The sequence below is a fragment of the Thioalkalivibrio sp. ALMg3 genome, from assembly GCF_000381225.1.
Lineage (GTDB): Bacteria > Pseudomonadota > Gammaproteobacteria > Ectothiorhodospirales > Ectothiorhodospiraceae > Thioalkalivibrio > Thioalkalivibrio versutus.
The window spans coordinates 46,698-62,612 of the sequence record NZ_KB906234.1; the positions used below are offsets into that span (position 1 = coordinate 46,698).

Below are 15,915 nucleotides of genomic sequence, written 5' to 3' on the forward strand. Positions count from 1 at the left end.
CTCCACCACACCCCGGGAGAAGGCATGCAGTACCGCAAGCTGGGACGTACCGATATCGAAGTCAGCCTGATCGGCCTGGGCACCATGACCTGGGGCGAGCAGAACACCGAGGCCGAGGCGCACGAGCAGCTCGACTACGCGCTGGGGCAGGGCGTGAACTTCATCGACGCCGCCGAGATGTATCCGGTGCCGCCGCGCGAAGACACCCAGGGCCTGACCGAGACCTACATTGGCAACTGGCTGGCGCAGCGCCAGAATCGCGAACAGGTCGTGCTGGCCAGCAAGGTCGCCGGCCCCGGCATGATCGACTACCTGCGCGGCGGCCCCCAGCTGAACCGCGAGCACATCGAGCAGGCCCTGAGCGACAGTCTCAAGCGGCTGCAGACCGACTATCTGGACCTCTACCAGGTCCACTGGCCGGCGCGCGCGACCAACTTCTTCGGCCAGCTCGGTTACAGCCACAAGCCCGACGATAACGCCACGCCGATCGAGGAGACCGCCGCCGCCCTGAAGGCCATGGTCGACAGCGGCCGGGTGCGGACCATCGGCATCTCCAACGAGACCCCGTGGGGCTTCATGGAATGGATCCGCGCACATGACCGCGGCCTGTCCGAGCGCATTGTCTCCATCCAGAACCCCTACAACCTGCTCAACCGCAGTTTCGAGGCGGGCCTGGCCGAGATGGCCATCCGCGAGGACGCCGGCCTCCTGGCCTACTCGCCGCTGGCCTTCGGCATGCTCTCCGGCAAGTACCTGGATGGCGCCAAGCCGGCAGGTGCCCGCCTGACCCTGTTCGAGCGCTTCCAGCGCTACAGCAACGAATCCGGCCTGGCCGCGACCGCCGAGTACGCCAGGCTCGCCGCCGAACATGGGCTGACGCCAACCCAGCTGGCACTGGCCTTCGTCAACCAGCAACCGTTCGTGACCAGCAACCTGGTCGGCGCGACCACCATGGAACAGCTGCGCGAGAACATCGCCACCGTCGACATCACCCTGTCCGACGCCGTGCTGGAAGCCATCGAGGCGATCCACGCCCGCTATACCTACCCCTGTCCGTAGGTCGGATCCGTTGCACCTGATCGATACGCACGTCCACCTGGACCTCGACGCGTTCGATCCGGACCGCCCGGCGGTGCTGGACCGGGCCCGCGCCGCCGGCGTGCAGGAGCTGGTCCTGCCCGGCGTCACGCGTGCCCGCTGGCCGGATCTGGACGCCCTGCACCGGCACTACGATGGTCTGCATGTCGCCTACGGTCTGCACCCAATCTTCCTGCAGGACCATGCGGATGACGACCTCGACGCGCTGGAGCCCTGGCTGGACGCGCACCCGGAGACCGTCGCCGTCGGCGAGATCGGACTGGACGGCTACCACCAGGAGCTCGACTGGGACCGTCAGTGGCGGTTCTATACGCGGCAACTGGCCATCGCCCGGGAACGCGAGCTGCCGGTGATCATCCACAGCCGACGCGCGCTCGACGAGGTCCTGAAGGGCCTGCGCCAGTACCCCGGCATCAGCGGCATCCTGCATGCCTTCATCGGGAGTCCGCAGCAGGCTCGGCAGGCGGCGGATCTCGGCTTTGCACTCGGGATCGGCGGACCCGTGACCTACGAGCGCGCAAAGAAACTGCACCGCGTGGTGCGCGACGCACCGCTGCAGGCGCTGGTGGTGGAGACGGACGCCCCGGACCAACCGCTGGCCGGACACCAGGGCGAGCGCAACGAACCGGCCATGACCGCCGAGGTCAACCGCCAGCTCGCGGCCCTGCGAGACATGGATCCGGCCGAGATGGCTATAATCACGTCACAAAACGCACGCCGGGTCCTCCGGCTCCCGACCGGTTCCGCTGCATGAGCTCGCCCGCCGACGCCCCGCACAATCCCTTTACCGAACGCACGGATCTGCTGCTGGGGCATGACGTCACCGCACGCCTGCGCGATCGGCATGTCTTCATCGCCGGACTGGGCGGTGTGGGCAGCTACGCGGCCGAGGCGATCGCGCGGGCCGGGGTCGGACGCATGACCCTCGCCGATCACGACGTGGTCGGGGCCTCCAACCTGAACCGCCAGCTCGTCGCGCTGCGCTCCACCGTGGACCGGCCCAAGACCGAGATCATGGCGAACCGCATCCGCGACATCGATCCCGACATCGAGGTCATCATTCGCCAGGACTTCCTCCAGCCCGACACCATCGGCGACCTGGTCCCCGAGGATGCCGACTTCGTGCTGGACGCGATCGACTCCATTGTCTGCAAGGCCGCGCTGGTCGCGACCGCCCAGGCCCGCGGGCAGGCCGTGATCTCGAGCATGGGCGCAGGTGGGCGCATCGACCCGACGGCCGTGCGCGTGGGGCCGCTGACCGAGACCCGCGTGTGCCCACTCGCGCGGCAGATGCGCAAGCGGCTGCGGCGCCTGGGCGCACATCTCGACTACCCCGTGGTGTTCTCCATCGAGCAGCCGCGCAAGGGCACGGAGCACCGGCCGGTCGGCGACGGCGGGCGCCCGCGCTCGGTCAACGGCACCATCTCCTACCTGCCCGCGATCTTCGGCCTGACCGCCGCCGGCCACGTGATCCAGACCCTGATCACCCGCAGCTGACGCACACGAATCGAGTGCAGGAACCCGTATCGACTCGTCATTGCGAGGCGCAACGCGCCGCGGCAATCGGCGAGGGGTACCCCCCCAGCCGCACCGCACCCGCAAGCCCTGGACAGCACCGCTACTCGTCGAACACGGCCTCGATGCGGGCCTGGATGTGCTGGTCAGCGTCCGGGCCGAACTGCGTAGTGGCGGGATCAAAGCGGTCGCAGAAGGCGTAGGCAAACTTCAGATCCTTCACTCCGAGGGCACCGAACAGGCGTGCCTCGAAGGAATGATCCTCAGGGTTCTGGATCAGCGTGGGCCAGCCGTCCGCGCCCGGGGCCAGGGCAGGGCCGAAGAAGACCACGCCGGGCAGATTCTTCAGGCGCAGTGCACAGGTGCCATCGGTTACGCCGGCCATCGGCAGGAAGTCGATGGTGCGCGACAGGCGCTGCTTGCGGTTGAAGGCGATATCGATCTCGCCGCCCGCTGCGCGGATCGCCGGGGCCTCGGCCTCGAACGTCAGGGTCTCCAGTCCCGCAGCGCGCCAGGCATCCAGATCCTGCGCCCCATGCCGGCTGGGCAGGAACAGGTACGCGGGCTTGCTGATGGCCCGGATCGCCTCCAGGAGCGATTCCGAATAGATCGGCGCGTTCACCAGGATGCCGCCGAGCTCGAGGTCGTCGATCAGCCACACGGCCGGTTCCGAATCGCCGATCCGGTAGATGGTCCGGTCACGCAGTTCGACCAATGGGGCGCTGATCAGGGGTTCACTGGCCATCGGGCTTCTCCGTCGACAGGGTGGCGGGGCGAGGTTCGATCTCGGTCATGGTGGTCTCGATCCAGCTCTCGGCCTCGGACAGCACCTCGACCGGCTTGCGACCGGCGGTCTCGATCGGTGCCCCGATCACTACCTCGACGGTGCCGGGATAGCGCCGCAGGCCCTTTTTCGGCCAGAAGCTCCCGCTGTTCAGCGCCACCGGCAGGACCGGGTAGCCGGTGCGCACTGCGAGCATCGCGCCGCCCTGACGGTAGCGCCCGTGTTCGCCCGGGGCCACGCGCGTGCCCTCGGGGAACACGATCACCCAGCGGCCCTGGTCCAGGCGCTGCTTGCCTTCGGCCACCAGGTTCTCCAGGGCCTGGCGTCCGCCCTCGCGATCAATCGGTACCGGATCGAGCATGGACAACGTCCAGCCGAACAGGGGAATCCGCATCAGTTCACGCTTGAGCACCCAGGTCTGCATGGGAAAGATCCCGACGAAGGCCACCGTCTCCCAGGCCGACTGGTGCTTGGACAGCACCACATGCGGGCGCGAGGGGTCGATGTGCTCGCGCCCGTGCACCCGGTAATCGATGCCGCAACTGACACGCAGCCACCAGACGTTGAACCGGCCCCACAGGGTCAGGACACGGTAGCGGACGGGGCGGGAAAACGGCCAGATCAGCGGCGGTACCAGCAGCCCGAAGACCAGGATGGAGCCAACGAGCCCCAGCTGGAACAGCAGACCTCGGATCAGGGGCAGCATCGCCCGGCCCTACCCCGTCGCCAGGCGGCCGATGTCGGCCACGGTCTCGAACGCGCGACGCAGTTCACGCAGCAGGGCCAGGCGGTTGCGCCGCTCTGCGGCGTCCTCGGCCATCACCATCACCTGGTCGAAAAAGGTGTCCACCCGATCTCGCAGGCCTGCCAGTTCGCCGAGGGCATGCAGGTAGTCACCGTCGGCCACCGCCTGCTCGACCCCCGGACGCACGGCCTGCAGGCCCTGGTACAGCTGACGCTCCTCGTCCAGCGCCAGGGCCTCCGGATCGAGTTCCGCCTCGGCCTCCTCGCCGGCCTTGCGCAGCAGGTTGTGGATCCGCTTGTTCGCGGCGGCCAGGGCCTCGGCCTCCGGGCGCTCGCGGAACAGGCTGACCGCGCGCACGCGGCGCACGAAATCCAGCGGGGCATCCGGCGCGACCGCAGCCACTGCCTCGATAGTCTCGTGCGCCTGCCCCTGTTCCAGCAGGTACCCGCGCAGGCGCTCGAGGATGTACTCGCGTACCGGTTCCACGGCCTGATCGGCCTCCGGCACGCGTTCGCGGATGGGTTCGGCGGCGGCCTGCAGCAAGGGGGTCAAGGCCAGCGGCAGTTCGCGCTCGACCAGGATGCGCACCAGCCCGAGCGCGGCGCGGCGCAGGGCGAACGGGTCCTTGGTGCCACTGGGCTGCTTGCCGATGGCGAATATGCCGACCAGGGTGTCGAGACGATCGGCCAGCGCCAGCGCCTGGGCGAGCGGGGCGTCCGGCAGCTCGGAGCCGGACTGGCGCGGCCAGTAGTGCTGCTCGATCGCGGCGGCGACGGTCTCGTCCTCGCGGTCGTGCAGGGCGTAGTAACGCCCCATGGTGCCCTGCAACTCGGTGAACTCGAACACCATCTGGGTGACCAGGTCGCACTTGGCCAGACGTGCGGCGCGCGCAGCGAGGGGTGCGTCGAGGCCCATCAGCCCGGCCAGGCGCTGCATCAGGGCCTCCAGCCGCATGGACTTGTCGCGCAGCGTGCCCAGGCGCTTTTCGAACACGACCGAGTCCAGCGCCTCCAGGCGCTCTTCCAGGCGCTTCTTGCGGTCCTGCTGCCAGAAGAACTCGGCATCCGCGAAGCGCGGGCGCAGCACGCGCTCGTTGCCGTCGCGCACCGCGTGCGGGTCGCGCGATTCGATGTTGCTGATCACGATGAAGTGCGGCTGCATGCGGCCGGCCTCGTCGACCACCGGGAAGTATTTCTGGTTGTCCTGCATGGTGGAGATCAGCGCCTCCTGCGGGACATCCAGGAAACGCGGATCAAAGCCGCCGGTCAGCGCCACCGGCCACTCGACCAGCGCGGTCACCTCGTCCAGCAGGTCCGCATCCACCAGCGCGCGCCCGCCCAGGGCCTTCGCCTGCTCGTGGACCTGCTCGAGGATGCGCTCGCGGCGCGCCTCGAAAGACGGCTCGACAAACCCCGGGCGACGCAGCCGCTCGGCGTAGTCGTTCCCGCGCTTGAGCTCCAGGGCGCCGGGCTGATGGAAGCGGTGGCCGTGGGTCTCCCGACCCGCTGTTTGTTCCAGCACGGTCATCTCCAGCACCTCGGGCCCGTGCAGTACGACCAGCCAGTGTGCGGGCCGCACGAACTCGGTACGGCTGCTGCCCCAGCGCATGCGCTTGGGTGTGGGCAGGGCGTCCAGCGCGGCCTCCAGCATCTCCGGCAGCAGTTCGCCGAGGGCGCGCCCCGGCTGCAGCTGGCGAAACACCAGGTATTCGCCCTTGTCGGTGGTCTCGCGCTCCAGGCGCTCGACCTCGACGCCACAGGATCGGGCAAAGCCCAGCACGGCCTTGGTCGGCTCGCCGGCATCGTCGAAGGCCGCGGCCACCGCCGGGCCGCGGCGCTCCTGCAGCTGGTCCGGCTGGCGCGCGGGTACGCTCGGGAACAACACGGCCAGGCGCCGCGGGGTGGCGAAGGCCTCGGGCTCGCCCGGCTCCAGCCCGGCCTCGCGCAGGCGGGTGGTCAGGCCCTCGGCCAGGGCGTCGCGCAGGCGCGCGAGGGCGGTCGGGGGCAGCTCCTCGGTGCCAAGTTCGATCAGGAGTTCGCGGGCTTCGGCCATGTCGGGTCCAGGTTGGGTCCAGTACGCGCCGCGCGACCCAGGGGGCCGGCCGGCGCGGGATTGCGGGATTCAGGCGGCGTCGGGCTTGTTCGCGTCGTCTTCGGCACACAGCGGGAAGCCCAGGGCCTCGCGCGACTCGTAGTATTTCCGGGCGACGTTCCGCGACAGCTCACGCACGCGCAGGATATAGCGCTGGCGCTCGGTGACCGAGATCGCGCCGCGCGCATCCAGCAGATTGAAGCTGTGCGAGGCGCGCAGCATCTGCTCGTAGGCCGGCAGGGGCAGGCCCAGCTCGATCATGCGATCGCTCTCGGTCGCGTGCTGGTCGAAGGCGGCGAACAGGGCGTCGCGGTCGGCATGCTCGAAGTTGTAGGTGGACTGCTCCACCTCGTTCTGGTGGTAGACGTCGCCGTAGGTGATCGCGCGGCCGTCGGGCCCGATCGTCCAGACCAGATCAAACACGCTCTCCACCCCCTGCAAGTACATCGCCAGGCGCTCGAGGCCGTAGGTGATCTCGCCGGAGACCGGGTGGCAGTCCAGTCCGCCCACCTGCTGGAAGTAGGTGAACTGGGTGACCTCCATGCCATTCAGCCAGACCTCCCAGCCCAGACCCCAGGCGCCCAGCGTCGGGGACTCCCAGTTGTCCTCGACGAAGCGGACGTCGTGGGTCAGGGTGTCGAACCCGAGCGCCTCCAGCGAGCCCAGGTAGAGCGCCTGGATGTCCGGCGGCGAGGGTTTCAGCAGGACCTGAAACTGGTAGTAGTGCTGCAAACGGTTGGGGTTGTCGCCGTAGCGCCCGTCGGTCGGGCGGCGGCTCGGCTGCACATAGGCCGCGCGCCACGGCTCCGGCCCGATGGAGCGCAGGAAGGTCGCCGGATGGAAGGTCCCCGCGCCCATCTCCATGTCGTAGGGCTGCAGGACCACGCAGCCGTGATCGTTCCAGTAGTCCTGCAGGCGGCGGATCAGGTCCTGGAAGGTCGGACTGCTGGGCGGGGTGCGTTCTTGCGACATGCGGGATCCCGGGTCAGGGCAAAGCCGACAGTATATCGGCCCGGCTTCGGCCACGGCCACCGCTCGCGTTGGCGCGGGCGTTTTGCATGCAGCCAAAGCGCGCCCATACTGGGGCCCTGATTCTGTTCGGGAGAGTGGCCCTGAGCGACCCCCTCGCCAATTCCGGACCTTCGGTCACGCCGGAGAGCGGCCAGCGCTATCGTGATACCCGCCGGGTCACGTTGGTCGGCGCGGCCGTGAACAGCTTCCTCGCCGTGGCGCAGCTCGTCAGTGGCTGGCTGCTGAACTCGCAGGCCCTGGTGGCGGACGGCGTGCATACCCTGTCGGACCTGATCACCGACGGGGTGGTGCTGTTCGCGGCAAGCAAGGCCGCCGCCTCCCCCGATCAGGAACACCCCTACGGTCACGCGCGGATCGAGACCCTGGCCACGGTGATCGTCGGAGTCTTTCTGGCGCTCGCGGGTCTGGCGATTGCCTGGGCTGCCGGCAACCGCCTGGTCGAGCCCGAGGCCATGACCGGCCCCGCAAACATGGCGATCGCCTTTGCCCTGCTGACCCTGGTGGCCAAGGAAGGCCTGTATCAGTACACCCACCGGGTGGCGAAGCGCCTGAAGTCGCGGATGCTGGATGCCAACGCCTGGCATCACCGCACGGATGCGATCTCGTCGCTGTTCGTGCTGGCCGGGGTGGCCGCTGCGGTGGCCGGGTTCCCGTGGGCGGATGCCCTCGCGGCGCTGATCGTCGCGCTGTTCATCCTGCATATCGCCGGGCGGCTGATCGTACGCAGCGCGGCGGAGCTGATCGACACGGCCCTGGAGCCGGAGAAGGTCGAGCGCATCCACCGCACGATCATGGATGTGCCCGGGGTCAAGGATGCGCATATGCTGCGCACGCGCCGCCACGGCAGCGAAGTCGTCGTGGACGTGCATATCCAGGTCGCGCCGATGATCTCGGTCTCCGAGGGCCATCGGATTGCCGATGCGGTGTTCCACGCGGTGACCGATGCACATGACCGGGTGAACGACATCACCGTGCACGTGGATCCGGAAAACGACGCGGAACAGGCCCGGAGTTCCATGCTGCCGCTGCGCCCGACGCTGGTGGAGGCGCTGCGCGAGGCCTGGGCGGACGCCCCGGAACTGGATGCGGTGGAGCACCTGTCGCTGCATTATCTCGGCGGTCGGGTACACGTGACGCTGACCCTGCGCCTTGACGGGGCAGCCGCGCCGGCAGACCTCGAGGCCCGCACCCAGGCCCTGGCCGACCGACTGCACCGCCATCCCGGGGTAGGCGACATGCTGGGCGAGGTCACGCTACTCTATCGGCCCTGCACTCATTAGGTGCGGGCCACCACGATGCGCACGAAAATTGTGCAGATAAGGCACCAGATTGGTGCACCCAGGATGCGGCGGGGCGCCCCGGGTGCCCGTTTTTCGCGCGCCCGGGCCAAACAGGACCGGATGGCATGATGCCTGCATAATGAACCGCGACGCCGCGCAAGCGCCCGACGGGCCGGCCGGCCACCTTTGAAGACTCAAGTAAAGACCAAGGAGATCCCCATGTCCGCAGCCGACGTGCTGAACCAGATCAAGGAAAAGGAAGTTCGCTTCATCGACTTCCGTTTTACCGACTCCAAGGGCAAGGAACAGCATGTGACCGTGCCGGCCCACGACATCGACGAGGAAACCTTCGAGGAAGGCAAGATGTTCGACGGCTCGTCGATCGCCGGCTGGAAGGGAATCAACGAGTCCGACATGATCCTGATGCCGGACGCCGAGTCCGCGGTCCTCGATCCGTTCTTCGAAGACATGACCATGAACATCCGCTGCGACGTGGTCGAACCGGCCACCATGCAGGGCTACGACCGCTGCCCGCGCTCCCTGGCGCGCCGCGCCGAGGCCTACCTGCAGAGCACCGGCATCGCCGACACCGCGCTGTTCGGCCCGGAGAACGAGTTCTTCATCTTTGACGACGTGAAGTGGGGCAGCACCCTGTCCGGCTCCTACTGCCGCGTGGATTCCCAGGAGGCCTCCTGGAACTCCGAGCGCGTCTACGAGGACGGCAACATCGGTCACCGCCCGGGCGTGAAGGGCGGCTACTTCCCGGTCCCGCCGGTCGACAGCCTGCACGACATCCGCTCCACCATGTGCGAAGTGATGACCGAGATGGGCCTCGAGACCGAGGTGCACCACCACGAGGTGGCGACCGCCGGCCAGTGCGAGATTGGCGTGGGTCCCGCGACCCTGACGCAGAAGGCCGACGAGGTGCAGATCCTGAAGTACGTGATCCAGAACGTGGCCCACGTCCACGGCAAGACCGCGACCTTCATGCCCAAGCCGATCGTCGGTGACAACGGCTCCGGCATGCACGTGCACCAGTCGCTGTCCAAGGACGGCAAGAACCTGTTCTCCGGTGACCTGTACGGCGGCCTGTCCGAGACCGCGCTGTACTACATCGGCGGGATCATCAAGCACGCCCGCTCGCTGAATGCCTTCACCAACCCGTCCACCAACAGCTACAAGCGTCTGGTGCCGGGCTTCGAGGCACCGGTCATGCTGGCCTACTCCGCCCGCAACCGCTCCGCCTCGCTGCGTATCCCGTTCGTCATGAACCCGAAGGGCCGTCGCGTCGAGCTGCGCTTCCCGGACTCCACCGCCAACCCGTATCTCGCCTTCGCGGCGATGCTGATGGCCGGCCTGGACGGCATCCAGAACAAGATCCACCCGGGCGATGCGATGGACAAGAACCTCTACGACCTGCCGCCGGAAGAAGAGAAGGGCATTCCGCAGGTCTGCCATTCGCTGGACCAGGCGCTGGAAGCCCTGAACCAGGATCGCGAATACCTGACCCAGGGTGGCGTGTTCACCGACGACATGATCGATGCCTACATCGACCTGAAGATGGAAGACGTCACGCAGATGCGCATGACCACCCATCCGATCGAGTTCGACATGTACTACAGCCTGTAAGGCAGCCGCTTCCGGCCCCTCGGGGCCGCGAAGCCATCAGCCGCCCCCGGCCCCTGGCCGCGGGCGGCTTTTTTGTGCCGGTCGAGCGCGATCCGTGCGCGGCGGGCAACGGATGAGGGCGCTCACCCCCGTCGAGCCCCCGACCGGCCTTGTTGGCTAGAACGAAAAAGGCCCCGCGGATCTTCGTCCGCGGGGCCTTCTGGGTCACTCGAGGCTTGCACCCGTGATCAGGCGTGCCAGCCGAACTCCTCGGCCTTTTGCCGCGCCAGCGCCGGGATGTCGGTGGCGACGAACTTGTCGTGCAGCACCTGGACCCCGATCATGTGGTTGATCACCGCGTCCAGCTGAACCTGGGTGGCGGCCGGCGTGTCCTCGGACTCGTGCAGCTCAAACACCTGACGCACGCCCTCCGGGTCCAGCAACCCGGCCTCGGCGACCTTCTCCGGGGACAGATAGCGATCGGCCAGGGCCTTCATCGCCGCCCACTTGACCGGGTCGGTGTGCGCGGGCGGCGCCATGAAGGCGAACTTCTCGCGCTCGTAGAGCACCTTCGGCAACAGGCCCTTCATCGATTCGCGCAACACGTACTTCTCGGTGGAGCCCTTGATGCGCATGGTCGGCGGCAGGTGGGCGGCGAACTCGGCCAGGTGGTGATCGAGGAACGGCGGACGCGCCTCCATCGAATTGGCCATGTCCATGCGGTCGCCGCCCCAGGTCAGGATCTGGCCCTCCAGCATGGTCTTGATCCAGACGTACTGAGCCTTGTCCAGCGGATGCCGGCCTTCCAGCATGTCGTCATCCAGGGCGTTGGCGATCGCCTTGCCCGGCTTGTAGTCCTGCATGCGCTCGCGGCGCTTCGGGTGCAGCAGGCCCGGCACGTGGTCGGCCGCGGCCAGCCACGGCTGCAGGCAGGACGGGGTGAAGCCCATCATCTGCGTGAAGTCGGGGTCGTTGACCTCGTCCTCGGCCAGCATCGCACCAGAGACCAGCTCGTTGGACTCGTTCAGCATCTGCTGCCAGGCCTGGCGGTCGGCCTCCGGCAGGGTATCCAGGCCGTGCAGGAACATGTCGCGGCGGAAGGCCGGATAGCCGCCGAACAGCTCATCCGAACCCTCGCCGGTGACGACGACCTTGTAGCCGGCCTTGTTCACGTGGCGGCTCATCAGCAACTTGGCGACACCCAGGGTGTTGTAGATGGTGCGCTCGGCGTGCCAGAGGGCCTCTTCGAAGTTGTCGTAGAGGTGGTTGGCGTCCAGGGTCATGATGTCCTGGTCGGCACCCACGCTCTCGGCCATCTCGCGGGCGATCGCGGTCTCGTCATAGTCGTCGTTGTCGAAGCCGATGGTGAAGGCCTTGACCGGCGCCTGCTGGCTGGCCGAGGCCAGCCCCAGGGTGATGCAGGAGTCGATCCCGCCGGAGAGGTAACAGGCGACCGGCACGTCGGCCTCCAGGCGCAACTGCACCGCCTCCATGAGCTGGTCGCGCACGCCCTCGATCCAGTACTCCTCGTCGGTCTCGCTCTCGGGCGGGCGCTCGGAGGCCAGCGGGAAGTCCATGTCCCAGTACTTCTCCTGGCGGATCTTCAGCTTCCCGTGGGCGCGCTCGACGATCACCATGTGGCCGGGCTTCACCTGCTGGATGTCCTCGAAGGCGGTGGTGCCGGGCACCATGGTCTGCATCAGCTGGTGGTAGAGGCCGTCATCGGAAAACTGGCGCGGCACATCGGGGTTGGCGAACAGCACCTTCAGCTCGGAGCCAAACACGAAGCTGCCGTTGGCCTCGGTGAAGTACAGCGGCTTGATGCCGAAGCGGTCGCGGATCAGTATCAGCCGGTCGTGCTTGCGGTCGTACAGCGAGATCGCGAACTCGCCACGGAAATGCTTGACCGCGTCCTCCAGCCCTTCGCGCTGGTACAGGTGCATGACCATCTCGGAGTCGCTCTTGGTGCGGAACTTCACCCCGCGCGAGGTGAGATCGGTGCGGATGCGCTTGTAGTCGTACAGCTCGCCGTTGACCGCGGTCATGATCTCGCCGCTGTCCATGCAGAACGGCTGACGGCCGCGGTTCTCGTCCAGGTCGATGATCGACAGACGCGCATGGGAAAAGCCCACACCGCGGTCATCCTGGGTGCGGTAACCGAAGCCGTCGGGGCCGCGGTGATACTGGATCGCGGCCATGTTGACCAGGGTTTGCGGGTCGACCTTGCGGGTCGGGTCGGCGTGAAAGATTCCTGCAATGCCACACATGGCATGTCTCCTTGGTTATCCGTTCGGGGCGAGCGGGGCGCGGGCCGGGCAGGCCCGGCGCGCCACGCCGCTCGCGATTCAACTAAAAGGCGGCGTCAGCCGTCCGGGGTATCCATCACCGCGCTGATGCGGCGTACCACCGTGGTCAGCAGCGCCATGCGCACGAATACGGCCCCGCGAGCCTGGGCGAAATACCAGTTGTGCGGGGTGGCATCGAGGTCGGTGGACAGCTCTTCACCTCGCGCCAGCGGATGCAGGACCACTGCGCCCTCCTTCAGCGGGGAGTGGCGATCCAGCTTCAGCCCCTCGCCCATCGCCTCGAAGGTGTCACCCACCCAGGCGATCGCGTTGATGTACACGACATCCAGATCCGGCAGCGCCGGGTCCAGGTCGTGCACCACGCGTAGCGAGATCCCGGCCTCTTCCAGTTCCTCGCGCTGACCCGGATCGAAATTCTCGTCCTCGCGCGAGACGAGCACGATCTCGTCGATCGCCTGCGGGAACAGGCTCAACAGGCGCAGCAGGGAGCGCACCGTGCGCATGCGCGAGGGCACCCCGATGATGCCGACCTTGATGCGCTGCTCCGGGGCCACCTCGCCGGTGAACAGCTCCGGGCGCCACTTGGCCAGGGCGTAGACGTCCGCCAGCGCCTGGGTCGGGTGTTCGTCGATCCCGTTGCCGGCGTTCACCAGCGGGATGCGCAGGTTCTCCAGCATGTTGTGCGCGGCCTCGCCGTCGGAGGAGCGCAGGACCAGAACATCGCCGTAGTTGTTGAACATCTCCGCGATGTCCGCCAGCGATTCCCCCTTGGCAATACCGGTGCTCTTGGGGTCGGTAATCGACATGACCGAGCCGCCCAGGCGGTGCCAGGCACTCTCGAACGACAGCCGCGTGCGCGTGGACGGCTCGTAGAACGCGCTGATCAGGATCTTGCCCGCCAGCGGCAGGTGCATCAGCGCCGGCGTGGTCTCGTACTGCGCCGCCAGGCGGAACAGCTGCAGCAGCTCGTCGCGCGAGAACTGCTGGCTGGAGACCACATGCGAGGCCGCCAGCTTGAGAAGCGGGTCGGGGTCTTCCTCCACCGCCGCCAGCAACGCCTTCGGCCGGTCGGTACCGGCGGCGCCGTCTTTCGGGTGGAGCACGTGCAGGGGATCTTCGGTGTAGTTCACCAGAGGCATCCTTTTTTCCAGTCGCGGATAAACAGGGCAATCAGCAGGATCGGGGTCAGGCTCGCCACCAGTGTGGCGATGATCACGATCACGGACAGGGCTGTAATGGAGATCGTCATGCGGCCACCTCGCCGTCCGGACGGGCCAGGCGGCCCCAGTCGAATGGCCGCGGCATCAGCCAGGTGCTCAGCACCATCACGGCCAGCGAGACAGCGGCCCCGACCAGCGCGGCCACATAGAATCCAATCAGGAAGTAGCTGGCCAGGCCAATGCCCGACCCCAGTATCATCGACCAGGCCGCGCCCTGCGGGTTCGCCCGCTGCCAGTACAGCCCGGCGACGATCGGCCAGATCGCGGAGGTCACGAAGGCGCCGGTGAAGTACAGAAGCTCGGCCAGCGAGCCGACGATCGGCAGCTCGCCGCGGTAACTGGCCGCCAGCCAGGTCACGAGGCCCAGGAGCACCACGATCACCTTGGTCGCGTGGAACTGGTGCTGTTCGCTGGCCTGCGGGCGGATGTGGCCGCGGTAGATGTCACGGGTCACCAGGTCCGAGGTGGCCGCCAGCAGCGAGTCGAGACTGGAGGCGAGCGCGGCGAAGACCACGATGAACACCACGATCGCCCCGGTCAGGCCCAGCACCTCGGCGGCCACCAGCGGCCCGACCATGTCCGCGGCGGGCACGTTGAGGCCCAGCGCTGGCGTGGCCAGGGCGATGAAGCCGGCCACGATCGGGATTGGCAGCCACAGCAGGCCGCCAAAGAGGTAGGCCCGGAAGCCCACGTTGCGGCCGAAGGCGAAGGCGCGCGACCACCAGACATTGGAGTGGAAGATCTCGCCGACGCCAAACAGCAGATTGTTGAACAGGAACATGATCGCGGCCGGGAACAGCAGGTTCAGCAGCTCCGGGCGCTCTTCCATCAGGTTGAAGTGGATCGCCTCGAAGCCGACCTTGTCGATGGTCAGCCAGGCGATGAACGCCGCGCCGGCGATGATGATGACGGTCTGGATGAAGTCGGTCCCGATCACCGCGCGCAGGCCGCCCAGCAGGGTGTAGAGCACGCAGACGGTCAAAATCACGGTCATGCCCACGCGGTAGTCGATGCCGGCCAGGGCGTTGATCAGCACGCCGCCGGCCATCGCCATCGAGACCAGCCAGCCGAAGGCGTAGATCAATGACACCACCAGGAACACCCGCCAGGTGAATTTGCCGTAGCGCAGCCGGATAAAGTCGCCGGAGGTAAAGCCCTCGGGCATCAGTTCGCGGATGCGCCGCGCCAGCGGCGCGAACAGGATCAGGCCCAGGGCCCCCAGCGAGTAGCCAAGCATGCCCCAGACGCCCAGTTGCAGCGCCAGCTGCGGGGCCGTCATCGTGGTGTTGGCGGTGACCCAGGTAGCCATCGCGGTGGCGGTGGCCAGCGCCAGGCCGACGTTGCGCCCCGCCAGCATGTGATCCTCGGCGGTCTTGTTGCGACGACCCAGCCACCAGCCCAGCACCACCCAGAGGACGCTGAACGCCGCCAGCAGCCCCCAGGCGATGGAGGTCGGGAGGATCGGGTCGTCGAGACCGGTCACGAAGCCTCCTGCACCTTCTTGATCTCGCGGATCGCCTCGTCGGTGGTCATCACGCGGGCGTAGCGGTCCTTGATGGTCGTGAGCGTGGCCTTCTGCATCTCCGGCGTCACCGTGGCCGTGGCGTCGTCCATCAGGGTGACATAAAAGCCCAGGTCGCAGGCATCCCGCACGGCGGTGGATACGCACTCGTTGGAATACACGCCCACGATGAACAGCGCGCTGATGTTCAGGTTGCGCAGGATGTAGTGGAGGTTGGTGGAGTTGAAGACCCCGCTGGCGGTCTTGTCCAGCACGATCTCGTCCCCGACCGGGGCCACCTCTTCGACGAACTCGGCATCCTTGGAGCCGGGGGCGGCATGCAGATTCAGGCGCTTGTGGCCCGGGCTGCGGTCGCGGCCGTCATGGGTCAGCGAGCGGATACGGGTATGGATCACCTCCAGCCCCTCTTCGCGGAAGGCATCCTGCAGGCGGCGCACATTGGGCAGCACCGTCTGCTCCAGGCGATTGAAGTAATACTCCTGGGCCTCCAGCGGCACGCCAGAGTCGGCGGAGTTCGCGAACACGCCGTGGCCGCGCGCGGCATCCAGATACTGCAAGTCGATGCACAGCAGGGCGACATGGTGCTCCCGCAACTCCTGACGCAGCACCGGCGTGGTGATCAGACTTTCCTGGTACTGCTCGCGCAGCGGATCCAGGGAGTCGTAGTCGGTCAACTGGGTGACGTTGTCGTGTTCGGCCATTCCGGGCGCTTCC

Annotated in this window: 14 protein-coding genes; 5 read left to right on the forward strand and 9 right to left on the reverse strand. The window is 67.4% G+C overall.

The features are described from left to right. Positions 1-24: 24 nt before the first annotated feature. From F622_RS0112950 to F622_RS0112960, 3 genes are read left to right on the forward strand one after another with little or no spacing between them, the layout of a single operon-like run. Positions 25-1,059, forward strand: coding sequence for an NADP(H)-dependent aldo-keto reductase (locus F622_RS0112950; protein WP_019563038.1), 1,035 nt, complete (start codon positions 25-27; stop codon positions 1,057-1,059). 10 nt (positions 1,060-1,069) lie between these two features. Further along, positions 1,070-1,852, forward strand: a complete 783-nt coding sequence (locus F622_RS0112955) for a TatD family hydrolase (RefSeq protein ID WP_018938660.1) — start codon at positions 1,070-1,072, stop codon at positions 1,850-1,852. Then, entirely contained in the window at positions 1,849-2,595 is a 747-nt protein-coding gene (locus F622_RS0112960; protein ID WP_018144900.1) for a ThiF family adenylyltransferase, read from the forward strand. The genes F622_RS0112955 and F622_RS0112960 overlap by 4 nt, the downstream gene beginning before the upstream one ends. 121 nt (positions 2,596-2,716) lie before the next feature. On the opposite strand, the gene F622_RS0112965 is transcribed toward F622_RS0112960, so the two are convergent. From F622_RS0112965 to glyQ, 4 genes are all read right to left on the reverse strand, one after another. Next, positions 2,717-3,358, reverse strand: a complete 642-nt coding sequence (locus tag F622_RS0112965; RefSeq protein ID WP_018144901.1) for a hypothetical protein — start codon at positions 3,356-3,358, stop codon at positions 2,717-2,719. Next, complete coding sequence (locus tag F622_RS0112970; RefSeq protein WP_019572108.1) at positions 3,348-4,103, reverse strand: 1-acyl-sn-glycerol-3-phosphate acyltransferase; 756 nt, start codon at positions 4,101-4,103, stop codon at positions 3,348-3,350. Before F622_RS0112970 ends, F622_RS0112965 begins: the two co-directional genes overlap by 11 nt. Positions 4,104-4,112: 9 nt before the next feature. Further along, entirely contained in the window at positions 4,113-6,194 is a 2,082-nt protein-coding gene (gene glyS / locus F622_RS0112975; protein WP_018144903.1) for a glycine--tRNA ligase subunit beta, read from the reverse strand. A gap of 69 nt (positions 6,195-6,263) precedes the next feature. After that, positions 6,264-7,205 (reverse strand): glycine--tRNA ligase subunit alpha, encoded by a 942-nt coding sequence (gene glyQ, locus F622_RS0112980; protein WP_018168756.1) that lies wholly within the window; start codon positions 7,203-7,205, stop codon positions 6,264-6,266. Positions 7,206-7,291: 86 nt separating this feature from the next. Here glyQ and F622_RS0112985 point away from each other — a divergent pair, with 86 nt between their 5' ends. Further along, the gene (locus tag F622_RS0112985) at positions 7,292-8,545 is read left to right on the forward strand and encodes a cation diffusion facilitator family transporter (RefSeq protein WP_026287974.1); all 1,254 of its coding nucleotides are present in this window, start codon (positions 7,292-7,294) and stop codon (positions 8,543-8,545) included. A 219-nt stretch (positions 8,546-8,764) separates the two neighbouring features. Beyond that, positions 8,765-10,174 carry a glutamate--ammonia ligase gene (gene glnA / locus F622_RS0112990; RefSeq protein ID WP_018175903.1) on the forward strand — a complete coding sequence of 470 codons (1,410 nt, stop codon included), beginning with the start codon at positions 8,765-8,767 and terminating at the stop codon, positions 10,172-10,174. A 227-nt stretch (positions 10,175-10,401) separates the two neighbouring features. Here glnA and asnB read toward each other — a convergent pair whose 3' ends face one another. The 5 genes from asnB to F622_RS0113015 form a co-directional block, all read right to left on the reverse strand. Continuing rightward, positions 10,402-12,420, reverse strand: coding sequence for an asparagine synthase (glutamine-hydrolyzing) (gene asnB / locus F622_RS0112995; protein ID WP_018168759.1), 2,019 nt, complete (start codon positions 12,418-12,420; stop codon positions 10,402-10,404). A gap of 95 nt (positions 12,421-12,515) precedes the next feature. Beyond that, positions 12,516-13,598, reverse strand: coding sequence for an aspartate carbamoyltransferase (locus F622_RS0113000; RefSeq protein ID WP_018144908.1), 1,083 nt, complete (start codon positions 13,596-13,598; stop codon positions 12,516-12,518). Continuing rightward, positions 13,586-13,708 (reverse strand): hypothetical protein, encoded by a 123-nt coding sequence (locus F622_RS14260; protein ID WP_018168760.1) that lies wholly within the window; start codon positions 13,706-13,708, stop codon positions 13,586-13,588. Before F622_RS14260 ends, F622_RS0113000 begins: the two co-directional genes overlap by 13 nt. Beyond that, a complete protein-coding gene (locus tag F622_RS0113010; protein WP_019572109.1) occupies positions 13,705-15,162 on the reverse strand; it encodes a sodium:solute symporter family protein in 1,458 nt (485 codons plus the stop codon). The genes F622_RS14260 and F622_RS0113010 overlap by 4 nt, the downstream gene beginning before the upstream one ends. Next, positions 15,159-15,902, reverse strand: a complete 744-nt coding sequence (locus F622_RS0113015) for a cysteine hydrolase family protein (protein ID WP_018168762.1) — start codon at positions 15,900-15,902, stop codon at positions 15,159-15,161. Before F622_RS0113015 ends, F622_RS0113010 begins: the two co-directional genes overlap by 4 nt. Positions 15,903-15,915: the final 13 nt, after the last annotated feature.